The following is a 25695-nucleotide window of genomic DNA, read 5'->3' as shown; positions in this document are numbered from 1 at the left end:
AGCGGATAAAACGGCAGCAATTAAAACGCGAAGAGAATCCTGTATGTCTGTAGCTTTGATAGTTCTTGCGGCCGGTAAAGGCACGCGCATGAATTCTGATTTACCAAAAGTCCTCCATCAGATCGCGGGTGCGCCGATGCTGCACCACGCGCTGCGCGCGGGTCAGCTGTTGGAACCGGACCGCACCGTCGTGGTCGCGGGCCACGGCGCCGAGGCGGTGACCGCCGCCACCCAAGACTATGATGACGAGGCTCAGGTCGCGCTGCAAACCGAACAGCTCGGCACCGCGCATGCGGTGGCGCAGGCCGCGCCGCTCTTGGGCGATCACCCGGGCGATGCCGTCGTGCTCTATGGCGACACGCCCTTTATCCTGCCCGAAACGCTCTCGCGCATGGCTGAGGCCCGCGCCGCGCATGATGTGGTGATCCTGGGCTTTGAGGCGGCTGACCCCGGCCGCTACGGTCGGCTGGTGATGTCGGGCGAGAGGCTCGACCGGATCGTTGAATTCAAGGACGCAAGCGACACGGAACGCGCCATCACCTTCTGCAACTCGGGCGTGGTCATGGCCAAGACCGAGACGCTCTTTTCGCTGATCGAGGCGGTCGGCAATGACAATGCCTCTGGCGAATATTACCTCACCGACATCGTCGAAGTGGCCCGCGCCCGCGGTCTCTCGGCCACCGCCATCGCCTGCGACGAAGCCGAAACGCTCGGCGTCAACTCGCGCGCCGATCTCGCCGCCGCCGAGGCCGTGTTTCAGGCCCGGATGCGCCAGATCGCGATGGAGGACGGCGTGACCCTTGCCGCCCCCGAAACCGTCTATTTCGCCTATGACACGGTCATCGGCCGCGACACGGTGGTCGAACCCAACGTGGTCTTTGGCCCCGGCGTCACGGTTGAGAGCGGCGCACGCATCCGCGCCTTTTCCCATCTCGAAGGCTGCCACGTCTCGCGCGGCGGCATCATCGGCCCCTATGCGCGGCTGCGCCCCGGCACCGAGCTTGCCGAAGATGTGCGCATCGGCAATTTCGTCGAGATCAAGAATGCCACGCTCGACGAGGGCGCCAAGGTCAACCACCTGAGCTATATCGGCGATGCCTCGGTGGGCGAGCATGCCAATATCGGCGCGGGCACCGTCACCTGCAATTACGATGGCGTCATGAAGCACCGCACCGAGATCGGCAAACGCGCCTTCATCGGCTCTGACACGATGCTCGTGGCGCCGGTGCGCGTCGGCGACGGGGCGATGACCGCCTCGGGCTCGGTGATCACCCGCGACGTCGAGGATGACGCGCTGGCCCTGGCCCGCGCCGATCAGGTCGTGAAACCCGGCCTCGCCAAGAAAATGTTCGAAATTCTAAAATCCAAAAAGAAAAAACGCGATGAGGGAGCAGCATAATGTGCGGTATTGTAGGTATCTTGGGTCAACACGAGGTTGCGCCGACACTGGTCGAGGCGCTCAAGCGGCTCGAATATCGCGGCTATGACAGCGCCGGGATCGCCACGCTGAACGAGGGCAATCTCGACCGCCGCCGCGCCGTGGGCAAGCTGGTCAACCTCTCCGATCTTCTCGTCCATGAGCCGCTCGCCGGAAAGGCCGGGATCGGCCACACCCGCTGGGCCACCCATGGCGCGCCCAACCTGTCGAACACCCACCCGCATCAGGCCGGGCCGGTGGCCGTCGTCCATAACGGCATCATCGAAAACTACCGCGAGCTGCGCGCCGAACTGGCCGAGAACGGCATCGGCCATGAAACCGATACCGACACCGAAACCGTCGCGCTGATGACCCATCACCTGATGGCCCAGGGCGCGAGCCCCGAAGAGGCCGCCCGCGCCACCATCGCCAAGCTCGAAGGCGCCTATGCGCTCTGCTTCCTCTTCGACGGCGAAGAGGATCTGCTGATCGCCGCCCGCAAGGGCAGCCCGCTCGCCGTGGGCTATGGCGACGATGAGATGTATGTCGGCTCCGACGCGATTGCGCTCGCCCCGATGACCGACCGGATCACCTATCTCGAAGAGGGCGACATCGCCGTCGTCTCGCGCCATGATCTGCGCATCACCGATGCCAATGGCACGCCGGTCAACCGCGAGATCCGTCAGGTCCATATCGACAGCGGCGCGGTCGACAAGGCCGGGCACAAACATTTCATGGCCAAGGAAATCGCCGAGCAGCCGCTCGTCATTTCCGAAGCGCTGAGCCATTACATCGACGCCGAGGCCGGCCGCATCACCCTGGGCGCGGACATCGATTTCACCAAGATCGGACGCTTCACCATGGTCGCCTGCGGCACCGCCTATCTCGCTTGCCTGACGGCGAAATACTGGTTCGAACAGCTCGCCGGGATGCCGGTCGAGGTCGATATCGCCTCGGAATACCGCTATCGTCAGCCCCCCGTGACCCCCGGCACCGCCGCGCTTTTCGTGAGCCAATCGGGCGAGACCGCCGACACGCTCGCGGCGCTGCGCTATTGCGAAGGCAAGGCCGACCGCATCTTTTCCGTGGTCAACGTCCCCGAAAGCTCGATCGCCCGCGAAAGCGATGTGGCCCTGCCCATCCTCGCCGGGGTCGAAATCGGCGTGGCCTCGACCAAGGCCTTCACCTGCCAGCTCACCGTGCTCTTCCTCATGGCGCTCGAGGCCGCCCATCAACGCGGCCGGATGAGTGATGACGAGCTCGCGGATATGATCTCGAGCCTGCGCAACCTGCCATCGGTTCTCAACACCGCGCTCGAGGTCGAAGGCACGATCAAATCCGCCGCCCAGCGTCTGTCGCAGGCCAAGGATGTGCTCTTCCTGGGCCGTGGCATGATGTATCCGCTCGCCCATGAAGGCGCATTGAAACTCAAGGAAATCAGCTACATCCATGCCGAAGCTTATGCCAGCGGCGAGCTCAAACATGGGCCCATCGCGCTCATCGACGAACATATGCCGGTGGTGGTGATGGCCCCCAAGGATGCGCTCTTCGACAAGACCGTGTCGAACATGCAAGAGGTCATGGCGCGCGGCGGCAAGGTGATGCTGATCACCGATCAGGCCGGGGCCGACACCGCCCGCGACGGCATCTGGCAAGAGATCGTCATGCCGACGGTGCGCGACGCGCTGACCCCGATCCTCTATGCGATCCCGGCACAGCTGCTGGCCTATCACACCGCCGTCGCCAAGGGCACGGATGTGGATCAGCCGCGCAACCTCGCGAAATCCGTCACCGTCGAATAAGCTTGGCCAATCGGGCCTGCGCGGGCCTCACCGCCCGCGCAGGCGCCCACTCTACTGCGCTAGTTCGCGCATCACCGAGATCAGATCGCCCTTGCCCTCGAACCCGATGCCGGGCAGCTCGGGCATGGTGATGTGGCCGTCCTTGACCTCGACCCCATCGGGAAAGCCGCCATAGGGCTGAAACAGGTCCGGATAGCTCTCATTGCCGCCCAGCCCCAGCCCCGCCGCGATATTGAGAGACATCTGATGGCCGCCATGCGGAATGCACCGCCGCCGCGACCAGCCCGCCTCGGCCAGCACCTCCAGCGTCCGCAGATATTCCACCAGCCCGTAGGACAGCGCACAGTCGAACTGAAGCCAATCCCGATCCGGCCGCATCCCGCCATAGCGCAAGAGATTGCGCGCATCCTGATGGGAAAAGAGGTTCTCCCCCGTGGCCATCGGCGGCGCGTAATAGCCCGCCATCGCCGCCTGTAGCTGATAGTCGAGAGGATCGCCGATCTCTTCATACCAGAAGATCGGATAGCGGCTGAGCATCCGCCCATAGGCAATCGCCGTCTCGAGATCGAACCGCCCATTGGCATCCACCGCCAGCTGCGCCTCGTCGCCGACCTCCGCCAGAACCGCCTCGATCCGGCGCTGATCCTCGTCGAGGGACGCGCCGCCGATCTTCATCTTGACCACAGTATAGCCGCGCTCGACATAGGATCGCATCTCGCGGCGCAACGCGCTGTCATCCTTGCCCGGATAGTAATAGCCCCCCGCCGCATAGACAAAGACACGCGGATCGGCCATGCCGCCCTCGCGCTCGGCCAGCAGCCGAAACAGAGGCTTCTCCGCGATCTTCGCCACCGCATCCCAGACCGCCATATCAATGGTGCCCACCGCCACCGACCGCTCGCCATGGCCGCCGGGCTTTTCGTTCTGCATCATCGCGGCCCAGATCTTGTGCGGGCAGAGATTGTCGCCCGCCTCACTCAACAGGCTCGTCGGCTCCGCCTCGAGCACCCGGTCGCGAAACCGCTCGCGGATGAGCCCGCCCTGCCCATAGCGCCCGTTGGAATTGAACCCATAGCCCACCACCGGCCGCCCGTCGCGGATCACATCGGTGACCACCGCCACGAGGCTCGCGGTCATCTTGCTGAAATCGATATAGGCGTTGCGAATGGGTGACGCGATGGGCTTGGTCACCTCCCGGATGTCGACGATACGCATGCTCTCTCCCTCTGGCTGCGCGCCAAGCCAGCCCGAAAAAGCCCTGCCATGTCAATGGCGCGCCGCCCCGCCCCCTTGCCTTGCCCGGTCACATCGGCACAGTGAGAGGGAACCACCAAAGGACCGCCCATGCCCCGCCTGTCGCGCCGTCACCTGCCCTCGCTTGGCGCTTTCGCCACATTCGAGGTGGCCGCCAAACATCTGAGCTTTACCGCCGCCGCCCGCGAATTGAACGTGACCCAGGCGGCGGTGAGCCAGCAGATCCGCGCACTCGAAACCGCGCTCGACACCTCGCTCTTCCGGCGCAGCCCCGGCGGGCTCGAGCTGAGCCCTGCAGGCGCCACGCTGCTTGGCGCGGTGGGCGACGGGCTCGACCGGCTGACCGAGGCCATCGCGACGCTCTCGGCCCCGCCGCAGGTGGATCAGCCGATCACCATCGCCGCCACCATCGGCGTCGCGAGCCATTGGATCACCGCCCTCACCCGCGCCTATCGCGAGAGCCATCCCGACACTTGTTTCACCATTCTCGCCTCGGATGAGGATGACCGCCTGTCGCGCGCCGCCGGGGTCGATATCGCGCTGATCTGCGGCAATGACCGCAGCCGCGCCGGCGACGAGCTCTATTACCTCTTCCCCGAGATGGTCCAACCGGTCTGCAGCCCCGAATTCCTCGCCCAGCACGGGCCATTTGACGATGCCGAAACCCTCACCCATCAGCCGCTGCTCGACCTCCACGACAGCCATTGGCAATCGCGGGCGATCAACTGGCAGCCGCTCACTTGGGTGTCGTGGTTCAACAGCCTCGGCATCACCCATGTGCCCCGGCCCGCCCCGCTGAGCACCAATTGCAATCCGATCCTGATCGACGCCGCCCGGCGCGGCGAAGGGGTCATCCTTGGCTGGCGCCATATCGTGGCCGAGGACTTGGCGCGCGGCACGCTGGTGCCCGCGCATCCCCATGTGCTCCGGGTCGAGCGGGCCAATTTCCTGCAGGTCAATGACCATGCCCGCGACCGGCCCGATCTGCGCCCCTTCGTCGATTATGTGCTCGATCAAAGCCGCAGCATCGCCGCGGCCTGATCGCTCACCCCTGGCTCAGCTGTCGCTCAGACAGCCCGCCAGCCGCGTCGCCATCTCGACGATCATCGCCGGATAGAGCCCCGGGCCCTCTGGCAGTTCGAGCCCCATCGGGTCGAGCGCCACCAGACGCGCCCCCGTCACCTCGGCCACCGATTGCGCCAGCGCCGGGTTGAGCCCCGGCTCGGTGAGCACACAGGCCACGCCGCGTTTCTCCAGAACCTCGCGGATTTCGGCCACCCGTTTCGGCCCCGGCGCCCGCGCATCGCTGAGCGCAATCGCCCCGGCGGCGGTCACGTCAAAGGCCTTCTCGAAATACTGGAACGCATCATGCGAGACCACGAAAGGCACGTCTTTGACCGGCGCCAACACCGCGCGCGCCTTGTCCCGCGCCGCCACGATCTCGGCATCCGCCTGCGCGAGGTTCTCACGGTAAACCGCTGCGTTCTCTGGGTCTTTCTCGATCAGCTCATCGGCAATCAGCCGCGCCCAGGCCCGCGCGTTCTCCGGGTCGAGCCAGCCATGCGGATCGTTCGGCCCGTGATCATGCCCGTCATGACCCTTCTCATCGTGGCCATGCCCGTCATGACCCTTCTCGTCATGCGCGTGATCGTCGTGACCTTTCTCATCGTGCGCATGCTCATCGTGCCCGTGGTCGTCATGCCCGTGGTCGTCATGCCCATGCTCATCGTGACCATGCGCCTCATGCCCGTGCTCCTCATGGGCAAACTCGACCTCGTCCCGCGTCGGCAGCACGATGCTGGTCTCCGCCTCCATGAGCCGGATCACATGTGCCTCGGGCGCGAGCGACTGCTGCGCCTCGCTGAGCCACGGGGTCAGCCCGCCGCCCACCATCACCACCAGATCGGCCTTGGCCAGCGCCGCCGCATCCGAGGGTTTGAGCCGCGCATCATGCGGCGAGGCGCCGCGCGGCACCAGCCGTCCGGGCGTCCCCACGCCCTGCATCACGCGCGCCACGAGCGATTCGACCGGCGCGATATCAGTGACCACCGCAGGCTCTGCCGCCGCCGCCACCGGAAGCCCCAGCCCAGCCACAAGCGTCATCGCTCCAACCCAATGTTTGCCTGTTCCCGTCATGCTGCGCTCCATGCTAATCCGTGCTAAAAAACTCCGGGCAATCCCGGCGTCGGGGTTGATAGATGAGATAATATAACATATCAAGCCCTGAACATGACAGAACGGACCAGACCATGAGCCGCCTCGCCTTTGACGCCCATGACCACCACAGCTGCATCGCCGACACGCTCGACGCGGCCGAGGCGCGCTGTGCCAAGAGCGGGCTGCAGTTCACCCCGGTGCGCCGCCGGGCGCTCGAAATTCTGGCCACCGAACACCGCGCCATGGGCGCCTATGACCTGCTCGACCATCTGCGCGCCGAAGGCCTTGGCTCACAGCCCCCGGTGGCCTATCGCGCCCTCGATTTCCTCGTGAAACACGGATTCGCGCACAAGATCGAGCGGCTCAACGCCTTTGTCGCCTGCTCCCACCCCGACACCGATCACAGCCCCGCCTTCCTGATCTGCCGCCATTGCGACGCGGTGGCCGAAATCCGCGCCCGTGACGCCCGTGGCCTTTTGACCGACAGCGCCAGCAAAGCCGGTTTTACCGTCGACCGCGCGGTGATCGAGGCCGAAGGCACCTGCCCCAATTGCCAAGATGGCACCGAGGTTCAGGCCCCCGCATGACCCAGAGCAAAGACACGACCCTGACGCGGATCACCGATCTTGGCGTCCAGTTTGGCGATGCGCCGGTGCTGCGCAACATCTCGCTGACCCTGCGCGCGGGCGAAATCACCACCGTGGTCGGCCCCAATGGCTCTGGCAAATCGACCCTGCTGCGCTGTCTCATCGGCGCCCAGCGCCCCGACCGGGGCGAGATCAGCCACGCGCCGGGCCTGCGCATCGGCTATGTGCCGCAGAAACTCCATATCGACCCGACCCTGCCGCTCACAGTGGCGCGGTTCCTGTCGCTGCCGAGCCGGGTCAGCGCCGCCGCCGCCCGCGAGGCGCTCGACCGGGCCGGGGCTGGCGATCTTTACGGACGTCAGATGGCGCGGCTCTCCGGCGGCCAATTCCAACGCGTGCTTCTCGCCCGCGCGCTGCTGAGCCGCCCGCATCTGCTCATTCTCGACGAGGCCACCCAAGGTCTCGATCAGCCCGGCGCCGCGGCCTTTTACCAGCGGATCGAACAGGTCCGGGCCGAGCTTGGCTGCGCCGTCTTGATGGTGAGCCATGATCTCCACGTCGTGATGGCCGCCTCCGACCGGGTGATCTGCCTCAACGGCCATATCTGCTGCGAAGGCGCGCCCGAACAGGTGGCCCAGGCCGAGGAATACCGCGCGCTCTTTGGCACCGGCACCCAGGGCGCGCTGGCGCTCTATCGCCACGACCACAATCACCGCCACGATCACGACCATGTGCACGGCCCCGGCTGCGCCCACGACCATGACCACGATCACCCGCATGATCACGAGGCCGCCGAATGAGCCTGCTTGACGATTTCCTGATCCGCGCCGCGCTGGCCGCCGTCGGCGTGGCGCTGGCCGCCGCCCCGCTGGGCTGTTTCGTGGTCTGGCGCCGCATGGCCTATTTTGGCGACGCCACCTCGCATGCCGCGATCCTCGGCGTCGCCCTGTCGCTGGCGCTGTCGCTGCCGATCTTCGCAGGCGCGCTCGCCGTGGCGCTGATCATGGCCGTGGCCATCACGATGCTAAGCCAACGCGGCCACGCCATGGACACGCTCCTCGGCGTCATGGCCCATTCGGCGCTGGCCGTGGGGCTCGTTGCGGTGTCGTTCCTCGACGGGGTGCGGATCGACCTCATGGCCTATCTCTTTGGCGAGATTCTCGCGGTGTCGCGGCTCGACCTGCTGGTGATCTGGACCGGTGCGGCGCTGGTGCTGGCGCTTCTGTCGTGGCGCTGGTCGGCGCTTCTCACCGCGACGCTCAACACCGATCTCGCCCATGCCGCTGGCGTCAACCCGGCGCGCGAACAGGCTGTGCTGACCCTGGCGCTGGCCCTCGTCGTCGCCGTCGCGATCAAGGTGGTGGGCGTGCTGCTTATCGCCGCGCTTCTGATCATCCCCGCCGCCACCGCCCGGCCCCTCGCCACAACACCCGAACGCATGGCCGTCGCCGCCGCCGCCATCGGCGCGCTCTCAGGGCTCGCGGGCCTCGGGCTCAGCTACCACTATGACACGCCCGCCGGCCCGACCATCGTCTGCGTCGCCGCCGGGCTCTTCCTGCTCTCGACGCTGCTGCGCGGACGGCTGATGACACGCGGCTAGACCTCACCGCGTGTACATCTGCGTCTTATGCGCCCGGGTCCGCGCCGTGGCCTCGGCACTGCCATCATGGAAGGTGCCGAACCAGCGATCGAAGGGGATCTCCGAGGTGCCGTAATTGCACTCGAAATAGCGGTGATGCAGCTGGTGAAAGAAATCCCCGGCCCGCATCGCCTCGCGGTCCCGCGCGATGAGCTTCTCGAACCCCGAATGCGACAGCACCGGGCTCAGCTGCTGAAAATACACGTGATAGAGCAGATGCAGCGGGTGCGAGGCCACGACCAGATGGATGAAATAGGTCGTGAAATAAAAGAGGTTCTCATACCAATGGTTCGAGATGCCCGACCACGGCCCCACATTGACATTGCGGTGATGCACCGCATGCACATGCCGATAGAGCCGCGGGTGATGCTCGAGCCGATGCACCCAATAGAAATGCAGGCTCGACCACATCGGAATGAGCAGCATCCAGAGCACGAACCAGATGGGCGCGCTGTCGAAACTGATCCCCGGCGCATAGCCATTGGCCATGGCCCAGAATATCCCCCATTGATACAGCGTCGCCACGCTCATCGCACTGCCGAGCGTCCACCAGATATTGTCGAGCACCTGGTTGCGGAAGGTGAAACTGCCGTTCTTGCGGGTGAGATCGCGCTTGTCGAACTTCTTGCGCATCCCCTGCCCGCGCCGGATATAGAGCCACCAATGCAGCGACCCCGCCACCAGACATTGCGGCACCACATTCATCAGCCAGACGGTGATCATCCAGCCCGGCGCGAATTCCCGCATTTCGCTCAGCGGCGGCATCACCCAGAGATAGACAGCCACCGCCATCGCGAAACACAGGCTGAGCGAGCCGAGCGTCAGCCACGCCCCGCGATACCAGCGCAGCACCGCCATCGGGCGCGGCGGCCAGTGAAACAGCGGGTTGAGCGCCACCGGCGCCTCTGGCCGATAATTCCAACGCTCGGCCTCCGGATCATGGGCAAAATCATGCATCTTGGCGCTCTCCTCCCTGCGCGTGTTCTCTGCCGCGATCAACTCGCGTAATTCGATCCTTCATCGTCGAGAATGCCCATCAGCTCGGCCAGATGCGACGCGGCCTGACTGGGATAGTCCTCCAGCTCCTGCGCGGTCTTCTCCGCCACCTCATCCGACAGCACCCGAAGCTCCTGCCCGGTCTGCAACGCCCGGATATAGGTCTCGGCGGCGCGCTCGAAATAATAGAGCCGGTTGAACGTGTCGGCGACATCCTCGCCGATCACCAACACCCCGTGATGGCCCATGATCATCACCTTGACCCGCGGATCACCAAGCAACCCGGCACAGCGTTCTCCCTCGCTCTCGAAGGCGAGCCCGCCATAGCCCTCGTCGATCACATAGCGGTTGAAAAACGTCGCACAATTCTGGTCGATCGGCGGCAGGCGGCTGTCCTTGAGACAGGCGAGCACGGTGGCATGGATCGAATGCACATGCATGATGCAGCGCGCATGCGGCACATGGCGATGGATCGCCCCATGCAGCCCCCAGGCCGTCGGGTCCGGCGCGCCGGGCTTGTCCATGGTCGACGGGTCCTTGGCATCGAGAAGCAAGAGATCCGACGCCTTGATGCGCGAGAAATGCTTCTGATTGGGGTTCATCAGGAATTCCGTGCCATCCTCGTTCACCGCGAGGCTGAAATGATTGGCCACCCCCTCATGCATGTCGAGCCGCTCGGTCCAGCGAAAGGCGGCGGCCATTTCAATGCGCTCCTGCCAATGGCTCAGGTTGCTGATCTCGCTCAGATGCGCGGCGGTGGACATGGGGGCATTCCTTTTGACAGTTGCGTTTCACCTCATCCTGCGGCGCGGATGCGGTTTTGACGAGCGATGGATTTGCGGCTATGGCATTAGCTAAGCTTATCCATGGATTGCGCATAGAGCATGAGCCGCCCCGACCTGCCCCCGCTGACCTGGCTTCGCGCCTATGAGGCCGCCGCGCGGCACCTGTCGTTCACCCTCGCCGCCAAAGAGCTCAACCTCACCCAATCGGCCATCAGCCAGCATGTGCGCAGCCTCGAGACATGGCTCGGCCATGATCTCTTTCTGCGCCGCACCCGCGCCCTGTCGCTGACCGAGGCCGGGGCGAATTACCTGCCCGTGGTGCGCGAGGCGTTTCAGCTGCTGGCCGGCGGCACGCGGGCGCTGGTCGGCGGCGACCGGGGGCACCGGCTCCGGCTCAATTGCAACATGTCCTTCGCCGCCTATTGGCTCGCCCCGCGCATGGGACGGCTGCGCGACGCCCTGCCGTGGCTGCAGCTCCACGTCATGACCGCCACCTGGGGCCCGCAGATGGAGCCGGGCAACACCGACTTTGAAATCTGGTTCCTGCGCCCCGAAGAAATGTCCGCCGATGCCGAGCTGCTCTTCACCGAGAGCCTCTCCCCGGTCTGCGCCCCGGGCTTTGCGGGTGACGCGCCTGACTGGCTCCGCGATCCGTTGATGGATTGCGCGGGCGTGCTCTCGGGCTGGCACAGCTGGGCCGAGGCGGCGGGCCGCCCGCTCGCCCCCGGCCAACGGGTCGAACTCATGTCCACCTATGTGATCTCACTCTCCGCCGCGCTCAACGGCCAAGGCCTCGCCATGGGTCAGGGCTTCATGACCCGTGCGCTGCAAGCGACCTCAGCGCTGATGGAGCCTTGGCCAGATCAGCGCCTGCCGCTCTCCGAGGTCTATTTCATGATCCCGCCGCCGCGTCATGCCGAAACCCCCGCCAGCCGCGCCTTCGCCGACTGGCTGCGCGCCGAGGTCGCGGCCGAGACGCAAACGGCCTGACCCCGGGGCACGGGATCAGGCCGCTTTGTCGCGTTACGCCAAGGGTTTAGCGCAGAAACTTAGCGCAGGACTTTGGTCAACATATCTTTCACTTTGCCGATATGCTCCTCATCGATGGTGAGCGGCGGCGACATGGCGAAATTATTGCCAATCGGTCGGAAGCTCAGCCCGATGTCCCAGGCCTTCTTGGCCAGCTCCGGCGCGGTGCGGCTGGAATTCGGGTCAATCTCCATCGCACCGATAAGGCCCATGTTGCGAATGTCGATCACATCCGGCACATCGGCAAAGCTGTGCAGCATCTCTTCCCAGATCGGCGCCATCTTGGCGGCATTCTCGAAAATCCCCTCGTCGCGGTAAACGTCGAGCGTCGCAATCGCCGCCGCCGAGGCCAGCGGATGCCCCGAATAGGTATAGCCGTGGAAGAGATCCGGCAGCGCCTCGGGCCCGCTCAGAAACGCCTCGCGCACCTTGGCGGTGGTGAACACGCCCCCCATCGGCACGGTGGCATTGGTCATGCCCTTGGCGGCGGTGAAAATATCCGGCTTCACCCCGAAATGCTGGCTGGCAAAGGGCGTGCCCATGCGGCCAAACCCGGTGATCACCTCGTCAAAGATGAGCAAGATACCGTGCTGGTCACAGATCTCCCGCAGCCGCTCGAGATAGCCCTTGGGCGGCGGGAACACCCCGCCCGCACCGGCCACCGGCTCGACGATCACCGCGGCGACATTATGCCCGCCATGGGTCTCGCAGATCATCGCCAGATCTTCGGCGAGATGCGCACCGGTCTCGGGCTGCCCCTTCGACATACGGTTTTCCGGCAGATTGGTGTGGCGCAGATGCTGGGCACTGGGATAGAGCGTGCCGAACTGGCCCTTGTTGAGGCCGATACCGCCCACCGACAGACCGCCGAAATTGATCCCGTGATAGGCCTTCTGCCGCCCCACGAGAATGCGCCGCTGCCCCTCGCCCCGCGCCGAATGATAGCCCAGCGCGATCTTGAGAGCGGTGTCCACCGATTCCGACCCGGAGTTGGTGAAGAACACATGGTCGAACCCGGGCGCCAGCGCCACCATACGGCTCGCCGCCTGAAAGGCGATGGGATGGCCCTGCCCGAAGCAATGGGCGAAATCCATCTCCGCCGCCTGTTTCTGAATGGCCTCGATGATGCGCGGATGCCCATGGCCCGCATTGGAACACCACAGCCCGCCGGTGCCATCGAACACCTCGCGGCCATCCACCGTGGTATAATAGAGCCCCTTGGCCCCGCTCACCAACCGCGGCGCCGCCTTGAAGGCCCGCGACGACGTGAACGGCATCCAGAAACTGTCGAGATCATTTGGTATGGGACTTGCGTCATTCATGGTCCACGGGCCTCCCGGAAAATTTGATCATATTCCGCCACACTGGGCAAAGCCGCGCCCAGTTGCAAGCCCGCAAATCGGCTAGGTTCCAGCCCCCGGATTCCGATAGGAAATCACCGACAGGAACCGCACCGGCAGCTTGAAAAGCTCCTCCGGCCCATGCGGCGCATCGGCGTCGAAAAACAGGGAATCACCGGGCTTGAGATGGTACATCTTGGTGCCGTGGCGATAGCCCACCTCGCCCTCGAGGATATAGAGAAACTCGATCCCGTCATGCTGAAAGGTCGGGAACCGGTCCGAGGTCTCGCTGAGCGTGATCAGATAGGGTTCGACCTGCAGCCCGCTGGCATTGGCCCCAAGCGCGCCGAGAAGCTGATACTGATGCCCGGCCCGGGTGCCCTCGCGCACCGTCTCGACCCCCTCGCCCGCCTTGACATGGACCGCGCCGCGCTCGACCTCATAGGTCTTGAAGAAATCGGTGATCGGCACGCTCAGCGCCCGCGCCAGCGTCACCAGCGTGGTGAGCGAGGCCGAGGTGCCGCCGTTCTCGATCTTCGACAGCATCCCGGGGCTGAGCCCGGTCGCCTCGCTCAGATCGGTCACCGTCATGCGCTGCGACTGACGCAGGCTGCGCACCTCGCGGCCAATGGCCACCTCGAGAACCCGCTCCTTGTTGGGCGTGATCTTGTGCGGGTCTTGCTTCGGCAGGCTGGCAGGCGAAGGCGTCTTATCCGTCGTCATGGGCAACTTTCATTTACGGGCATACACATCTTCATAGCGGATAATATCGTCTTCGCCCAGATAGCTACCGGTCTGCACCTCGATGAGAACCATCTCGACCTTGCCGGGATTTTCCATCCGGTGCACCGCGCCAAGCGGGATATAAACGCTCTCGTTTTCGCCGACGAGGCGGACATCGTCATCCACCGTCACCCGCGCCGTGCCCTGCACCACGATCCAATGTTCCGACCGGTGGTGATGGCTCTGCAGGCTGAGCGCCGCGCCGGGCTTGACCACGATCCGCTTGACCTGAAATCGCTCGCCGATGACGAGGCTCTCGAACCAGCCCCAGGGCCGGTGATCGACCGGAAACTCCGTCGCCTGCCGCGCCTTGCGGGATTTGAGCGCCGCCACCGCCTCCTTGACGCGCTGGCTCTCGCCGCGCGGCGCCACGACCACCGCATCCGGCATGGCCACCGCGATCATGTCGCGCAGCCCGATGCCCACCAGCTCCTGCGCCGCGTTCTCCGACCGCAAGAGGCTGCCCTCGCAATCGAGCGCGGTGGCATGATCCGTCACCACATTGCCCGCCCCATCCGGGCCGCTCTCCTGCCAGACCGCCTGCCAATCGCCGAGATCGGACCAGCCCGCGGCAAAGGGCATCACCGCAAGATTGCCGGCCTTTTCCATGATGGCATAGTCGATGCTGTCCTCGGCCACCTGCCCCCAAGGCTCGGCCGCGAGCCGGGTGAACCCCAGATCGGCCTCGCCCTGTGCCACAGCCGCCCGCACCGGCGCGATCATCTCGGGCGCATGGGCCTCAAAGGCCGCGATGATGCCCTGCACCGAGAACAGGAACAGCCCGCCATTCCACAGGTAATGCCCCGCCGCCAAGAGCGCCTCGGCGGTCTCGGCATCGGGTTTCTCGACAAAGCGCACCAAGGGCTGCGGCGCGTCGGCCTCCGCATGGCCCGGCTCCTGCAGCTCGAGCCAGCCATAGCCAGTCTCGGCCCGCGTCGGCCGAATGCCAAAAGTCACCAGATCGCCCGCCGCCGCCCGGGGCGCCGCCGCCCGCACCGCCGCACGGAACGCCGCGCCGTCGGGGATCACATGATCCGAAGGCGCCACCAGCATGAGCCCCTCGGGGTCCACCTCTGCCAGCCACAGCGCCGCCGCCAAAACCGCCGGCGCCGTGTTGCGCCCCTCCGGCTCGATCAGCACGCCGCGCGGCGCGCTTTCGATCGCCGCCAGCTGCTCCATCACGATGAACCGAAACGGCTCGCCGGTGAGAACCACAGGCGCGCCAAACCCTTCGCCGCTGAGCCGCCGCGCCGAGGCCTGAAACAGGCTCTCGTCGCCGACCAGCGCGGTGAACTGCTTGGGATAGCTCTTGCGCGACAAAGGCCAGAGCCGCGTGCCCGACCCGCCACAAAGGATCACCGGGTGAATGGTGGGATGCGCCGTCTCTGTCATCGCCCGTGCCTCCTCAGATATCCGCCAAGGCGTCCACCGCCTCGGGGATCGGGTAATGGTGATTGCCCACAAAAAGCCCCTGCGCGTCAATGTAATCCGCGTTGGTCAGGCTGCCGTGGATCTCGTAATCGAAATATTTCATGACTTCGTTCTTGGCGAAATTCCCCGCCACGATGGGCCGGCATTCGAACCCGGCCGCACTCAGCCGCTGCACCAGATCGGCCCGCGCCATCCCGGCATCGGGCCGCAGCACCAGCGAAAAGCCGAACCAGCTGCTCTTGCCGATCTCGCGCTGGATCATGAATTTCGGGTGATTGCCAAGCCGCGCCTGCACCAGCGCCCCATTGGCCCGCCGCCCCTCGACCAGACCGGGCAGCTTCTTGAGCTGCTCCTGCCCCAGAGCGCCCGACATCTCGAGCGGCCGCAGGTTGTAGCCCGGCAGCACAAAGCGAAAGCTCTCTTCAAAGGGATCGTCGCTCTTCTCGCCGGTGACATGGTTGAACTTCGGCAGGTTGCGGGTCCAGCCATGGGCCCGCAGGCTGAGCATGATGTGATAGAGCTCTTCGTCATCCGTCACCACGATCCCGCCTTCCATGGTCGAGATATGATGCGAGAAGAACGCCGAATAGCTGCCCATGACGCCAAAGGTCCCGGCCTCTTTGCCGTCGAATGTCGCGCCCATGCTTTCACAATTGTCCTCGATCATCACGATGTCACGGCCATCGGTGATCTCGCGGATGCGGGCAAAATCATTGGGGTTGCCAAGCAGGTTCACCACCATGATGGCGCGGGTCTTGTCGCTCACCGCCTCGGCCAGCGCGTCGAGATCATAGTTCAGCGTCTCGAGGTCGATATCCACGAATTTGAGCCGCAGCCCATATTGCCCAAGCGGGTAATAGGTGGTCGACCAGCTCACCGCCGGCACGATGATCTCATCGCCGCGCTCGAGCCGCAGCTTGGGGTCGGAATGGTAGAACAGCGCCGCCGTCATCAGCAGGTTGGCGGAGGATCCCGAATTGCACATGATGGCGTGGGTGCTGCCGAACTGGCGGGCGAACTGCTCTTCAAAGGCGCGCACTTCCGGCCCCATGGAAAACATGTCCGAGGCAATCACCCGTTGCAGCGCATCCTGCTCCGCCTGATCCCAGGACGAGGTGGCGAGAGGGAATTTGACGCTCATGAAGAGGTCCTTTCGAGATAATGCTGATAGGTCTGGGCAAGCCCCTCTTCGAGAGAGGTTTGGGCCTGCCAGCCCCAGGCCTCCTGCCGGTCGGTGGCGCAGAGCTTCTGCTTCATCCCCACCGGCTTGCTGAGATCATGGGTGAACCGCCCCTGCCAGCCGATCACCTCGGCCGCCACGCGGTAATAGTCGTTGATCGAATGGTCATGGCCGAGCCCCACGTTCATCGCATCGGGCAGCGCCTCGAGATCCTCGGCGGCGCGCAGCACCGCATCGGCCAGATCGCCCGCGAACATGAACTCGCGCCGCGCCGTGCCATCGCCCCAGATCTCGACCTCCGCCTGCCCGGTCTCGCGCGCCACATGCAGCTTGTGGATCACCGCCGGCAAGAGATGCGAAGCCTTGGGATCGAACGTGTCATGCAGACCATAGAGATTGCAGGGGATGAGCGTCTTGTACTGCGCCAGCGGATCTTCGCGCCGGATATATTCGCAGAGCCGCATGGTCATGATCTTGGCCAGCGCATAGCCCTCATTGGTCGGCTCCAAAGGCCCGCTGAGGATCATCTCCTCGCGCAGCGGGTTCTGGGCCTCGCGCGGATACATGCAGGTCGAGGCCAGGTTGATGAGCCGCCGCACCCCGCCCCGCCAGGCCGCCATAACAATATTGCGCCCCATGGCGGTGTTTTCCTCAAGGAAACTGACCGGGTTGGCCATGTTCGCCTGAATACCGCCGACACGCCCCGCCGCATGGATCACCAGATCGGGCTTGGTCTCGGCGATATAGTCGCGCACCGCGCCCGCATCCGTCAGATCGAGCGTGCGGCTCGACGGCGCGAGGATCTCCCAGTTGGCAGCACGGTCATGGGCGCGGATATTGCGCCCCACCATGCCCGAGCCCCCGGTCAGCAACAGCTTGCCCTGCATCGCCTCAGCCCTCGCGCGTCACAGAGGTCTCATAGCCATGATCCCGCAACAGCCGCGCCCGCCGCGCCGCCACAAGATCGGCCTCGACCATCTCGGCGCACATCTCCTGCGCGGTGATCTGCGGCACCCAGCCAAGCTTCTCCTTGGCCTTCGCCGGATCGCCAAGCAGCGTCTCGACCTCGGCAGGCCGGAAATAGCGCGGATCGATGCGCAGGATCACATCGCCCACCTTGACCGCCGGCGCCTTGTCCGAAGTGACCGCCGCCACGGTCGCGACCTCTTCGACGCCCGTCCCGGAAAACGCGAGCTCGATCCCCAGCTCCGCCGCCGACCAGCGGATGAAATCGCGCACGCTATATTGCTTACCGGTGGCGATGACGAAATCCTCGGGCGCATCTTGCTGCAGCATCATCCACTGCATCCGCACATAATCCTTGGCATGGCCCCAATCGCGCAGCGCATCGATATTGCCCATGTAGAGACAGGGCTCGAGCCCCTGCGCGATATTGGCGAGGCCACGGGTGATCTTGCGGGTCACAAAGGTCTCGCCCCGGCGCGGGCTCTCATGGTTGAAGAGAATGCCGTTGCAGGCATACATGCCATAGCTTTCGCGGTAATTGACCGTGATCCAATAGGAATAGAGCTTCGCCACCGCATAGGGCGACCGCGGGTAAAACGGCGTCGTCTCGCGCTGCGGCGTCTCCTGCACCAGCCCATAGAGCTCCGAGGTCGAGGCCTGATAGAACCGACAGGTCTTCTCCATCCCGAGAAAGCGGATCGCCTCCAACAGCCGTAGCGTGCCCATCCCATCCACATCGGCGGTATATTCCGGGCTCTCGAAACTCACCGCCACATGGCTCTGTGCCCCGAGGTTATAGACCTCATCCGGCTTGATCTCGGCAATGAGCCGGGTCAGGTTCGACGTGTCCGACAGATCGCCATAATGCAGCTTGAGCTTCGGGTCCGGCGCATGCGGGTCCTCAAAGATATGATCGATCCGGTCGGTGTTGAACAGCGAGGCGCGGCGCTTGATCCCATGCACCTCATAGCCTTTCTCCAGAAGAAATTCGGCCAGATAGGATCCGTCCTGCCCGGTGATCCCGGTGATCAATGCGCGCTTCATATGGTCTTCGCCTCGAATTCATGCCTTTTCCCGACACCTAAAGCCTCTGCCTGCGCGGGGCAACTGGCAACTGCCCCCAACGGCCAGCCGCCGCCGCTCACCTTATCTCCCCGCCCCCCCGCTTCTTCTGGCCCCCAATATCCCGGGGGAAAGGCCGCAGGCCTTGGGGGCAGCGCCCCCCAACTCCCCCCACTCCCCCCAACACCCAAACACCCGCCCACACCCCCATGCGCCGAAACCCGCCCCGATTTGCGCGATGCGGATTGCCCATATACAATCCTTGCAAAGCGGCGTATGAGCCGGGGTTTCGCGGCCCGGCCGCCTGCCTCCGGCCCTCCCCGCCGCAACCCCCAGGATACCCTTCCCATGATACCCCCCCTTTCCAACGCGCTCGCCGCCCGTGGCTATGACAGCCTCACCCCCGTGCAAGAGGCCATGGCCGATCCCGATCTCATCGGCTCCGATCTGCTGGTCTCGGCCCAGACCGGCTCGGGCAAGACGGTGGCCTTCGGCCTCGCCATGGCGCCCACCCTGCTCGACGAGGCCGAGGTCTTCGGCCCCGCCGCCGCGCCGCTGGCGCTGGTGGTGGCCCCGACGCGCGAGCTGGCCTTTCAGGTGATGAACGAGCTGCGCTGGCTCTATGCCGAGACCGGCGCGCGCATCGCCTCCTGCGTCGGCGGCATGGATATGCGCGACGAACGGCGCACGCTGGAACGTGGCGCGCATATCGTCGTCGGCACGCCGGGGCGGCTGCGCGACCATATCTCGCGCGGCTCGCTCGACATGGACGACCTGCGTGTCGTGGTGCTCGACGAGGCGGATGAGATGCTCGATCTCGGCTTTCGCGAAGATCTCGAGTTCATGCTCGAAGCCGCGCCTGAGAACCGCCGCACCCTGCTCTTCTCGGCCACCGTGCCGCCCGCCATCGCCCGGCTCGCCGGCCAGTTTCAGCGCGACGCCCGCCGCATCAACACCGTCAGCAGCACCGAACAACATGCCGACATCGCCTATCAGGCGCTGCGCGTCGCCCATGGCGAAGGCGAAGCGGCGATCTTCAACCTGCTGCGCTTTCATGATGCCGAGGCGGCGATCGTCTTTGCCAACACCCGCGCGGCGGTCAACCACCTGACCACCCGGCTCGCCAATCGCGGCTTTGCCGTGGTGAGCCTCTCGGGCGAGCTGAGCCAATCGGAACGCAGCCACGCGCTGCAGGCGATGCGCGACGGGCGCGCCCGGATCTGTGTCGCCACCGATGTGGCGGCGCGCGGCATCGACCTGCCCAATCTCAATCTGGTGATCCATGCCGATCTGCCGAAAAACACCGAGAGCCTGATGCACCGCTCGGGCCGCACCGGCCGCGCCGGGCGCAAGGGCGTCTCGGCGCTGATCGTCGCGCCGCGCGATCTGAAAAAGGCCGAACGCATCCTGAAATTCGCCAAGATCACCGCCGAATGGACGCTGCCGCCCTCCGCCGATGCGATCCTCGAACAGGATGAAAACCGCCTGCTCGCCGATCCCGCCTGGGAGACGCCGCTGACCGAGGCCGAAACCGCCTTTGCCGCCCGCCTGCTGGCCGAGCAGAGCCCCGAGGCCGTGGTCGGCGCCTATCTGCGCCTCTTCCGCACCCGTCACGCCGCCCCCGAAGAGCTGAGCGCGCCGGAGGCGGGCAAAGCCGCACCGCGCCGCGATCATGCCGAGTTCGGCCCCGCCACGTGGATTTCGCTCTCGGTCGGCCGCAAGGACCGGGCCGAGGCGCGCTGGCTGCTGCCGCTTCTCTTGCGCTCCGGCAATCTCGACAAGGCCAATATCGGCGCAATCCGCGTGCAGGATGGCGAGACCTATGTCGAGCTGTCTACCCCGGCGGTCTCGGGCTTTTTCGACGCGCTCGACAACAACACGCTCGAGGATGGCATCACTGTGCGCCAGCTCGACGAGATGCCCGATCTTGGCCGCCCCGCGCCGAAACCGCATCGCGGTGCGCGCCCCGCAGGCGGCAAGCCGCGCCATGACGGCCCGCCCCGTGGCGAGAAATCCTGGGGCGACAAGCCGCGCGGTGACAAGCCGCGTGGTGACAAGCCGCGCGGGGAGAAGTCCTGGGGTGACAAACCCCGTGGCGACAAGCCCTGGGGCGACAAACCCCGCAGCGACAAGCCCCGCGCCGACAAACCGCGCAGCAAGCCCCGGCCGCTGACCGAAACCCATGCCGTCGAACACAAGAGCCCGAAACCCGCCCCAAAACCCGCCTCGAAACCCGCCGGCAAACCTTCGGGCAAGTTTGGCGACAAACCCGCTGGCAAATTCGGTGACAAGCCGGGCGGCAAGCCCGCTGGTAAACCTTCGGGCAAGCCCGGCGGCAAACCCTCTGGCAAGTTCGGCGACAAACCCGGCGGCAAGCCTTCTGGCAAACCGGGCGGCAAACCGGCTGGCAAGAGCTTCGGCAAAGCCGAGGGCAAACCGGCTGGCAAGCCCGCCGGGAAACCCGCCGGTAAGCCCGCTGGCAAACCCGGCGCGAAACCGGCGGCCAAGCCCGCCCGCGATGGGCGCGACACGTCGAAACGCTTCACCCCGCCCGGCGGTCTCAAGCCCGGCGCGCGTCAGCCGCGCAAACCCGGCTCCCGTCCCGGCGGCGGCGAACCGCCCCGCCGCAAGGGCTAATCCACGCAAAAACGCGGCGGTTTTCGCAACCGCCGCGTTACCGTCGCTTTACCGACGTGTTACCGACAGGGCATTTCAGCCCGCCACCGCCTCGCGCATCCAGCCCTGAAGCGTCGCCACCGAATGCTCGGAATTGACCCCGCATTTGGGATCGATTACCAAGGGCCCCGGCGTATAGCCCCGCGATTTCAGCCCGCGAAAGACGCTCTCGACGAGGTGAATATCCTCCTCCACCGTGGTCTCGCGATCCTGTTTCGCCAGCCCCCGGATCACATCGCTCTCGGCCCCGCCCGGCGTATACCAGCCGCGCCAGACGGTACAGCGATCCACCGCCCCCGCCCGCCAGTGATAGGTGTTGAGGATATTGCCCGGATAGCATTGAAACGAGAACATCGGCCAGAGGAACCAGCTCCGATATTCCCCCGCATGTTCCACTGACATATCAATGGGATAGGTCATCTTCTCAAGGTTCTGACATTCCGTCGTATGGCGCAGCACATAGCCCGTCTCGAGCGGCTGGATGTCATAGGTCTCGGGCTTCACCACCCCTTCGGCAAAGGTCTTGTGGTTGATCGGACAATGGTAGCATTCCGAGTAATTCTCGACCGAAACCTTCCAATTGCACGCCTCCGGAATCTCCACCCATTCCAGCGGCTCGAGCGCCGCGACATGCGGCACATAGGCCCGGATTTCCTCGCGCACCCCGGGATACCACTCGTCCATCGGCGCCGCGTCCGGATCGAGGTTCACAAAGAGGAACCCGTTGAAATCCTCGCATTTTACCTCGGTGAGACAGACCTTGCTCCGGTCAAACCCCGGCACCGATTTGATATTCGGCCCCGCCCGCAATTCGCCCGTCAGCTCATAGGTCCAGGCGTGATAGGGACAGACCACCACCCGCGCATTGCCGGTCTCGCGGAGCAGCTCATGCGCCCGGTGCTGGCAGACGTTATAGAAGGCCCGCACCACCTCATCGCGGCCCCGGATGCAGAACAGATTCTCCCCCGCCAGCTCGAAGGCAAAGTAATCGCCGACATTCGGCACCTGGCTCGCATGGCCGGCATATTGCCAGCTCCGCGCCAGCAACCCCTTGCGTTCGCTCTCGAAAATCGCGGGGTCGGTATAGTAATGCGCCTCCAGAGAGTGCAGCAGCTCTGCCGTCATTCAGGGTCCTCCTCATACATGCCAAGATGATGCCTGCGTTTGTGGAATGTCTCGACGCGGCCCACGACCTCGTCGCTGGCCACCGCGATGACAAAGCTCAACAGCGTCTCCAGCAGCGCGATGGTCGACACCGATGATGGGAAAAACTGCGGCGTGTCGGCGGCCACCACGAACCCATGGTCCGAGCCGCGAATGATCGGGCTGGCCGGGCTGTCGGAAATGCCCACCACCGTCACGCCCTGCTGGCGCGCCTGTTTCACCGCCTCCACCACCTCGCGCCGATAGGGCCGGCAGGTGATCGCGATGAGAACATCGCGCTCCCCCGCCCAGGCCAGATCATCCACCGCCACCGATCCGGGCTGCGGAATGGCGTGAAACTGCTTCATGCCGGTCGAGGCGAGATAGGTGAAATTGCGCGCGTTGGAATTGTTGACGCCGACGCCAAGCGTATAGACATCCCGCGACGCCCAGATCGCCTCGGCCGCCGCCGTCAGGCTCTCGCAGGAAATCCCCGCAAATGTCTCTTCGACATTGCGCATCGCCGCATCCACCAGATCGGCATAGAGCCCCCCCAGCGCGCCCGATTTCCGGATCCCCTGCAGCCACCGCGCCCGGTCCGGAAAGCTCACCGCGCCGCGCCGGATGGCCTCGCGGAACGGTTCGCGGAAATCATCATAGCCGTCAAAGCCCACCTGCCGCGCCATGCGCACAAAGGTGTTGGGTTTCACTTTGGCCGCCTCGGCAATCTCGCGCACAGTCGAAATCCCCACATCCTGCGGGTTTTCGAGCACATAACGCGCTGCCTTCTGGGCCTCGGGGGTCAGGGCCTCCCATTCCTCGGAGAGCCGTTCCAGAACTTGATTTGATACATTTGTGTCATTCATGATTGACGATGGTACATATGTTCGCCTAGCCTGTCGAGGAAAATTGCGACTCTGTCAGCCAGGAAATGATCATGTCCGAGAAAACCTTTCCCTCCCATGCCCGCGTGGTGATCGTTGGCGGTGGCGTCATGGGGGTGGGCCTTGCCTATCACCTCGCCCATGAAGGCTGGGGGCATGACACCGTGCTCCTGGAAAAGGCCGAGCTCACGTCGGGCTCGACCTGGCACGCGGCGGGACAGATCACCCATTCCACCTCCTCCTATGGCCTGGGCAAATGCGTCGATTACAACATCGGGCTCTATTCCGGCGGGCTCGAGGCCGAGACCGGACAGGCGGTGACATGGCATGGCTGCGGCTCGTTCCGCCTCGCCTATACCGAGGATGAGATGGACTGGCTCCGCCACACGCTCAGCGTCGGGCGCAGCCTTGGCTTCAACATCGACCTCGTCTCGCCCCAGCGCGTGGCCGAGCTGCACCCCTTCTACAATCTCGACGGTGTGCTGGGCGCGCTCCACACCCCCGATGACGGCCATGTCGATCCAACCAACGTCACCATGGCGCTCGCCGCCGGGGCGCGGGCCAAGGGCGTGCGCATCATCCGCCGCTGCCGCGCCAGCAACATCACCCAGCTCGCCTCGGGCGAATGGCAGGTCGAGACCGACCAAGGCACCATCACCTGCGAACATGTGGTCAACGCGGGCGGCACCTATGCCCGGCAGATGGGCGAATGGTCGGGGCTGCAGCTGCCGATGACTTCGATGACCCACCATTATTTCGTCACCGAAAACGTTCCGGAATTCGAGGCTCTCGACCGCGAATTGCCGGTGATCCGCGATGACAAGAAGGTCTCGGGCTATATCCGGATGGAGCAAAAGCGCGGGCTCATCGGCATCTATGAAAAGGCCAATCCCAATGCGGTCTGGCTCGACGAATGCCCGTGGGATTACGAGAACTGGCTCTTTGACGCGGATTACGACCGGGTCATGCCCTGGCTCGAAGAAAGCCTCAACCGCATGCCCGTCCTGGCCGAGCGCGGCATCACCCGCGAGGTTCATGGCGCGATCAGCCACCCGCCCGATGGCAACCCTCTCATCGGTCCCGCGCCGGGCGTGCGCAACTACTGGTGCTGCTGTGGCACCCAGATCGGCATCGGCTGGGGTCCCGGCCTCACCCGCGAATTGGCGCGCTGGATGGTGCATGGCGCGGCGGATATCTCAATGCGCGATTACGACCCGCGCCGCTTTGGCAGCTATGCCACCAAGGAGTGGCAGGTGATCAAGGCCAAGGAGGATTATTGCCTGCGCCATGAAATCCCCTTCCCGCATTTCAACCGTCTGGCGGGCCGTCCGGTGAAACCTTCGCCGCTCTATGACCGGCTCAAGTCCAAGGGCGCAGTGTTCGAAGAGGTCTATGGCCATGAGCGCCCCCGCTGGTTCGCCAAGGCGGGTATCGCGCAGCATGACCACTATGGCTTTGGCCGCACCCCGGTGCATGACGTGGTGGGCGATGAATGCCGGGCCGTGCGCGAGGCGGCGGGGATCATGGATATCTCGGCCTTCACCAAGGTCGAACTGTCGGGCCCCGAGGCCGAGACCCTGCTCGACCGGCTCGTTGCCAACCGCCTGCCACGCAAGACGGGCGGCATCGCCCTCACCCATATGCTGAACGCGGCCGGGCGGATCGAGCTGGAGACCACCGTGGTGCGCCTCGCCTCGGATCGCTTCTATCTGGTCTGTGCCGCCTTCTTTGAACAGCGGCTCTTGGATCATCTCGACCGCCATCGCGGCACGGCCGATGTGACCGTGACCCTGCGCTCCAATGATTGGGCCGCGCTCACCCTGAACGGCCCCCGGTCCCGCGACATCCTTGCCACCTGTACCGATGCGCCGCTCGATAATGCCGCCTTCCCCTGGCTCACCGCGCAGGAGATCACCGTGGCGGGTCACAGGCTCTGGGCCTTCCGCATGTCCTATGCCGGAGAGCTGGGCTGGGAGTTCCACATGCCCCGCGACGCGGCGCTTGCCGTCTATGACGCGCTCTGGGCTGCAGGCGCACCTTTGGGTCTCGCCGACTATGGCAGTTTCGCCATGAACGCGATGCGGATGGAAAAGGGCTTCAAGGGCGCGGGCGAGCTCACCAATGAGGTGACGCTGGCCGAGGCCGATGTGCTGCGCTTTGCCCGCACCGACAAGGCGTATATCGGCCGCGAGGCGACGCTCGCCCCCGCCCGCCGCTTTGTCTGCGCCTATCTCGAGATCGCCCCCGATGGCGCGCATGACGGTCATGGCGGCGAGGCGGTGCTTTTGCAGGGCAAGGTCGTGGGCTCTACAGCCTCTGTCGCCTACGGGCATAGCTGCGGGAAAATTCTGGCCTTTGCTTATGTCAGGCCCGAGGCCAACGTTGCCGGGACCGAGGTCGAGGTGGTGATCGCAGGCACCCCCCGCCCGGCCCGCATTCTCGGCGCACCGGCCTATGATCCCGAGGGGCTTTTGCCCCGCACTGATGCGGCCCAGATCCCCGCATGACGCACAGTCGTCTTACCGACGTAATACCGACGCAAAACCGACCCAAGGAATTTGATG

21 protein-coding genes are annotated in these 25695 nt (G+C 65.0%); 9 read left to right on the top strand and 12 right to left on the bottom strand.

Annotation, left to right across the window (positions count from 1 at the left end; genetic code table 11):
• Positions 1-43: 43 nt before the first annotated feature.
• Both glmU and glmS read left to right on the top strand, forming a co-directional pair.
• A complete protein-coding gene (gene glmU, locus ISM_RS14030; protein WP_040618102.1) occupies positions 44-1399 on the top strand; it encodes a bifunctional UDP-N-acetylglucosamine diphosphorylase/glucosamine-1-phosphate N-acetyltransferase GlmU in 1356 nt (451 codons plus the stop codon).
• The gene (gene glmS, locus ISM_RS14025) at positions 1399-3219 is read left to right on the top strand and encodes a glutamine--fructose-6-phosphate transaminase (isomerizing) (RefSeq protein WP_040618101.1); all 1821 of its coding nucleotides are present in this window, start codon (positions 1399-1401) and stop codon (positions 3217-3219) included. The genes glmU and glmS overlap by 1 nt, the downstream gene beginning before the upstream one ends.
• Before the next feature lie 51 nt (positions 3220-3270).
• Here glmS and ISM_RS14020 read toward each other — a convergent pair whose 3' ends face one another.
• A complete protein-coding gene (locus ISM_RS14020) occupies positions 3271-4434 on the bottom strand; it encodes a mandelate racemase/muconate lactonizing enzyme family protein (protein ID WP_009814847.1) in 1164 nt (387 codons plus the stop codon).
• 129 nt (positions 4435-4563) lie between these two features.
• Here ISM_RS14020 and ISM_RS14015 point away from each other — a divergent pair, with 129 nt between their 5' ends.
• Positions 4564-5514: a LysR family transcriptional regulator gene (locus ISM_RS14015; RefSeq protein ID WP_009814846.1), complete on the top strand. Its 951-nt coding sequence runs from the start codon at positions 4564-4566 to the stop codon at positions 5512-5514.
• Between the two features lie 15 nt (positions 5515-5529).
• Here the strand turns inward: ISM_RS14015 and ISM_RS14010 are convergent, their stop codons facing one another.
• The gene (locus tag ISM_RS14010) at positions 5530-6609 is read right to left on the bottom strand and encodes a zinc ABC transporter substrate-binding protein (protein WP_198011669.1); all 1080 of its coding nucleotides are present in this window, start codon (positions 6607-6609) and stop codon (positions 5530-5532) included.
• 113 nt (positions 6610-6722) lie between these two features.
• Between ISM_RS14010 and ISM_RS14005 the strand changes: the two genes are divergently transcribed.
• The 3 genes from ISM_RS14005 to ISM_RS13995 are packed head-to-tail and all read left to right on the top strand — an operon-like array spanning position 6723 to position 8817.
• Positions 6723-7217 (top strand): transcriptional repressor, encoded by a 495-nt coding sequence (locus ISM_RS14005; protein WP_009814844.1) that lies wholly within the window; start codon positions 6723-6725, stop codon positions 7215-7217.
• Positions 7214-8017: an ATP-binding cassette domain-containing protein gene (locus ISM_RS14000; RefSeq protein WP_009814843.1), complete on the top strand. Its 804-nt coding sequence runs from the start codon at positions 7214-7216 to the stop codon at positions 8015-8017. The genes ISM_RS14005 and ISM_RS14000 overlap by 4 nt, the downstream gene beginning before the upstream one ends.
• Positions 8014-8817 carry a metal ABC transporter permease gene (locus tag ISM_RS13995; protein ID WP_009814842.1) on the top strand — a complete coding sequence of 268 codons (804 nt, stop codon included), beginning with the start codon at positions 8014-8016 and terminating at the stop codon, positions 8815-8817. Before ISM_RS14000 ends, ISM_RS13995 begins: the two co-directional genes overlap by 4 nt.
• 3 nt (positions 8818-8820) lie before the next feature.
• On the opposite strand, the gene ISM_RS13990 is transcribed toward ISM_RS13995, so the two are convergent.
• Together ISM_RS13990 and ISM_RS13985 are read right to left on the bottom strand one after the other, a co-directional pair.
• Entirely contained in the window at positions 8821-9813 is a 993-nt protein-coding gene (locus tag ISM_RS13990; protein ID WP_040618569.1) for a sterol desaturase family protein, read from the bottom strand.
• Between the two features lie 38 nt (positions 9814-9851).
• Positions 9852-10616: a class II aldolase and adducin N-terminal domain-containing protein gene (locus ISM_RS13985; protein ID WP_009814840.1), complete on the bottom strand. Its 765-nt coding sequence runs from the start codon at positions 10614-10616 to the stop codon at positions 9852-9854.
• A gap of 120 nt (positions 10617-10736) precedes the next feature.
• Here ISM_RS13985 and ISM_RS13980 point away from each other — a divergent pair, with 120 nt between their 5' ends.
• A complete protein-coding gene (locus ISM_RS13980; protein ID WP_009814839.1) occupies positions 10737-11627 on the top strand; it encodes a LysR family transcriptional regulator in 891 nt (296 codons plus the stop codon).
• Between the two features lie 59 nt (positions 11628-11686).
• Here the strand turns inward: ISM_RS13980 and aptA are convergent, their stop codons facing one another.
• The 6 genes from aptA to gmd all read right to left on the bottom strand — a co-directional run bounded on the left by aptA (position 11687) and on the right by gmd (position 18410).
• Complete coding sequence (aptA, locus tag ISM_RS13975; RefSeq protein WP_009814838.1) at positions 11687-12988, bottom strand: omega-aminotransferase AptA; 1302 nt, start codon at positions 12986-12988, stop codon at positions 11687-11689.
• An 81-nt stretch (positions 12989-13069) separates the two neighbouring features.
• Positions 13070-13729, bottom strand: coding sequence for a helix-turn-helix domain-containing protein (locus tag ISM_RS13970; RefSeq protein ID WP_009814837.1), 660 nt, complete (start codon positions 13727-13729; stop codon positions 13070-13072).
• Between the two features lie 9 nt (positions 13730-13738).
• Entirely contained in the window at positions 13739-15181 is a 1443-nt protein-coding gene (locus ISM_RS13965) for a mannose-1-phosphate guanylyltransferase/mannose-6-phosphate isomerase (RefSeq protein ID WP_009814836.1), read from the bottom strand.
• Between the two features lie 13 nt (positions 15182-15194).
• Positions 15195-16361, bottom strand: a complete 1167-nt coding sequence (locus tag ISM_RS13960) for a DegT/DnrJ/EryC1/StrS family aminotransferase (protein WP_009814835.1) — start codon at positions 16359-16361, stop codon at positions 15195-15197.
• Entirely contained in the window at positions 16358-17287 is a 930-nt protein-coding gene (locus ISM_RS13955) for a GDP-L-fucose synthase family protein (RefSeq protein WP_009814834.1), read from the bottom strand. The genes ISM_RS13960 and ISM_RS13955 overlap by 4 nt, the downstream gene beginning before the upstream one ends.
• 4 nt (positions 17288-17291) lie before the next feature.
• The gene (gene gmd, locus ISM_RS13950; protein WP_009814833.1) at positions 17292-18410 is read right to left on the bottom strand and encodes a GDP-mannose 4,6-dehydratase; all 1119 of its coding nucleotides are present in this window, start codon (positions 18408-18410) and stop codon (positions 17292-17294) included.
• Positions 18411-18776: 366 nt separating this feature from the next.
• Here gmd and ISM_RS13945 point away from each other — a divergent pair, with 366 nt between their 5' ends.
• Positions 18777-21065, top strand: a complete 2289-nt coding sequence (locus ISM_RS13945; RefSeq protein ID WP_040618100.1) for a DEAD/DEAH box helicase — start codon at positions 18777-18779, stop codon at positions 21063-21065.
• Positions 21066-21140: 75 nt separating this feature from the next.
• Here the strand turns inward: ISM_RS13945 and ISM_RS13940 are convergent, their stop codons facing one another.
• Entirely contained in the window at positions 21141-22229 is a 1089-nt protein-coding gene (locus ISM_RS13940; protein ID WP_009814831.1) for an aromatic ring-hydroxylating oxygenase subunit alpha, read from the bottom strand.
• Positions 22226-23113 carry a MurR/RpiR family transcriptional regulator gene (locus ISM_RS13935; RefSeq protein ID WP_009814830.1) on the bottom strand — a complete coding sequence of 296 codons (888 nt, stop codon included), beginning with the start codon at positions 23111-23113 and terminating at the stop codon, positions 22226-22228. The genes ISM_RS13940 and ISM_RS13935 overlap by 4 nt, the downstream gene beginning before the upstream one ends.
• A 71-nt stretch (positions 23114-23184) precedes the next feature.
• Here ISM_RS13935 and ISM_RS13930 point away from each other — a divergent pair, with 71 nt between their 5' ends.
• Positions 23185-25638 carry an FAD-dependent oxidoreductase gene (locus ISM_RS13930; RefSeq protein WP_040618568.1) on the top strand — a complete coding sequence of 818 codons (2454 nt, stop codon included), beginning with the start codon at positions 23185-23187 and terminating at the stop codon, positions 25636-25638.
• Positions 25639-25695 lie beyond the last annotated feature (57 nt).

Origin of the sequence: Roseovarius nubinhibens ISM, from assembly GCF_000152625.1 — a bacterium.
GTDB classification, from domain to species: domain Bacteria; phylum Pseudomonadota; class Alphaproteobacteria; order Rhodobacterales; family Rhodobacteraceae; genus Roseovarius; species Roseovarius nubinhibens.
This window is presented reverse-complemented; position numbering and strand designations above follow the sequence as displayed.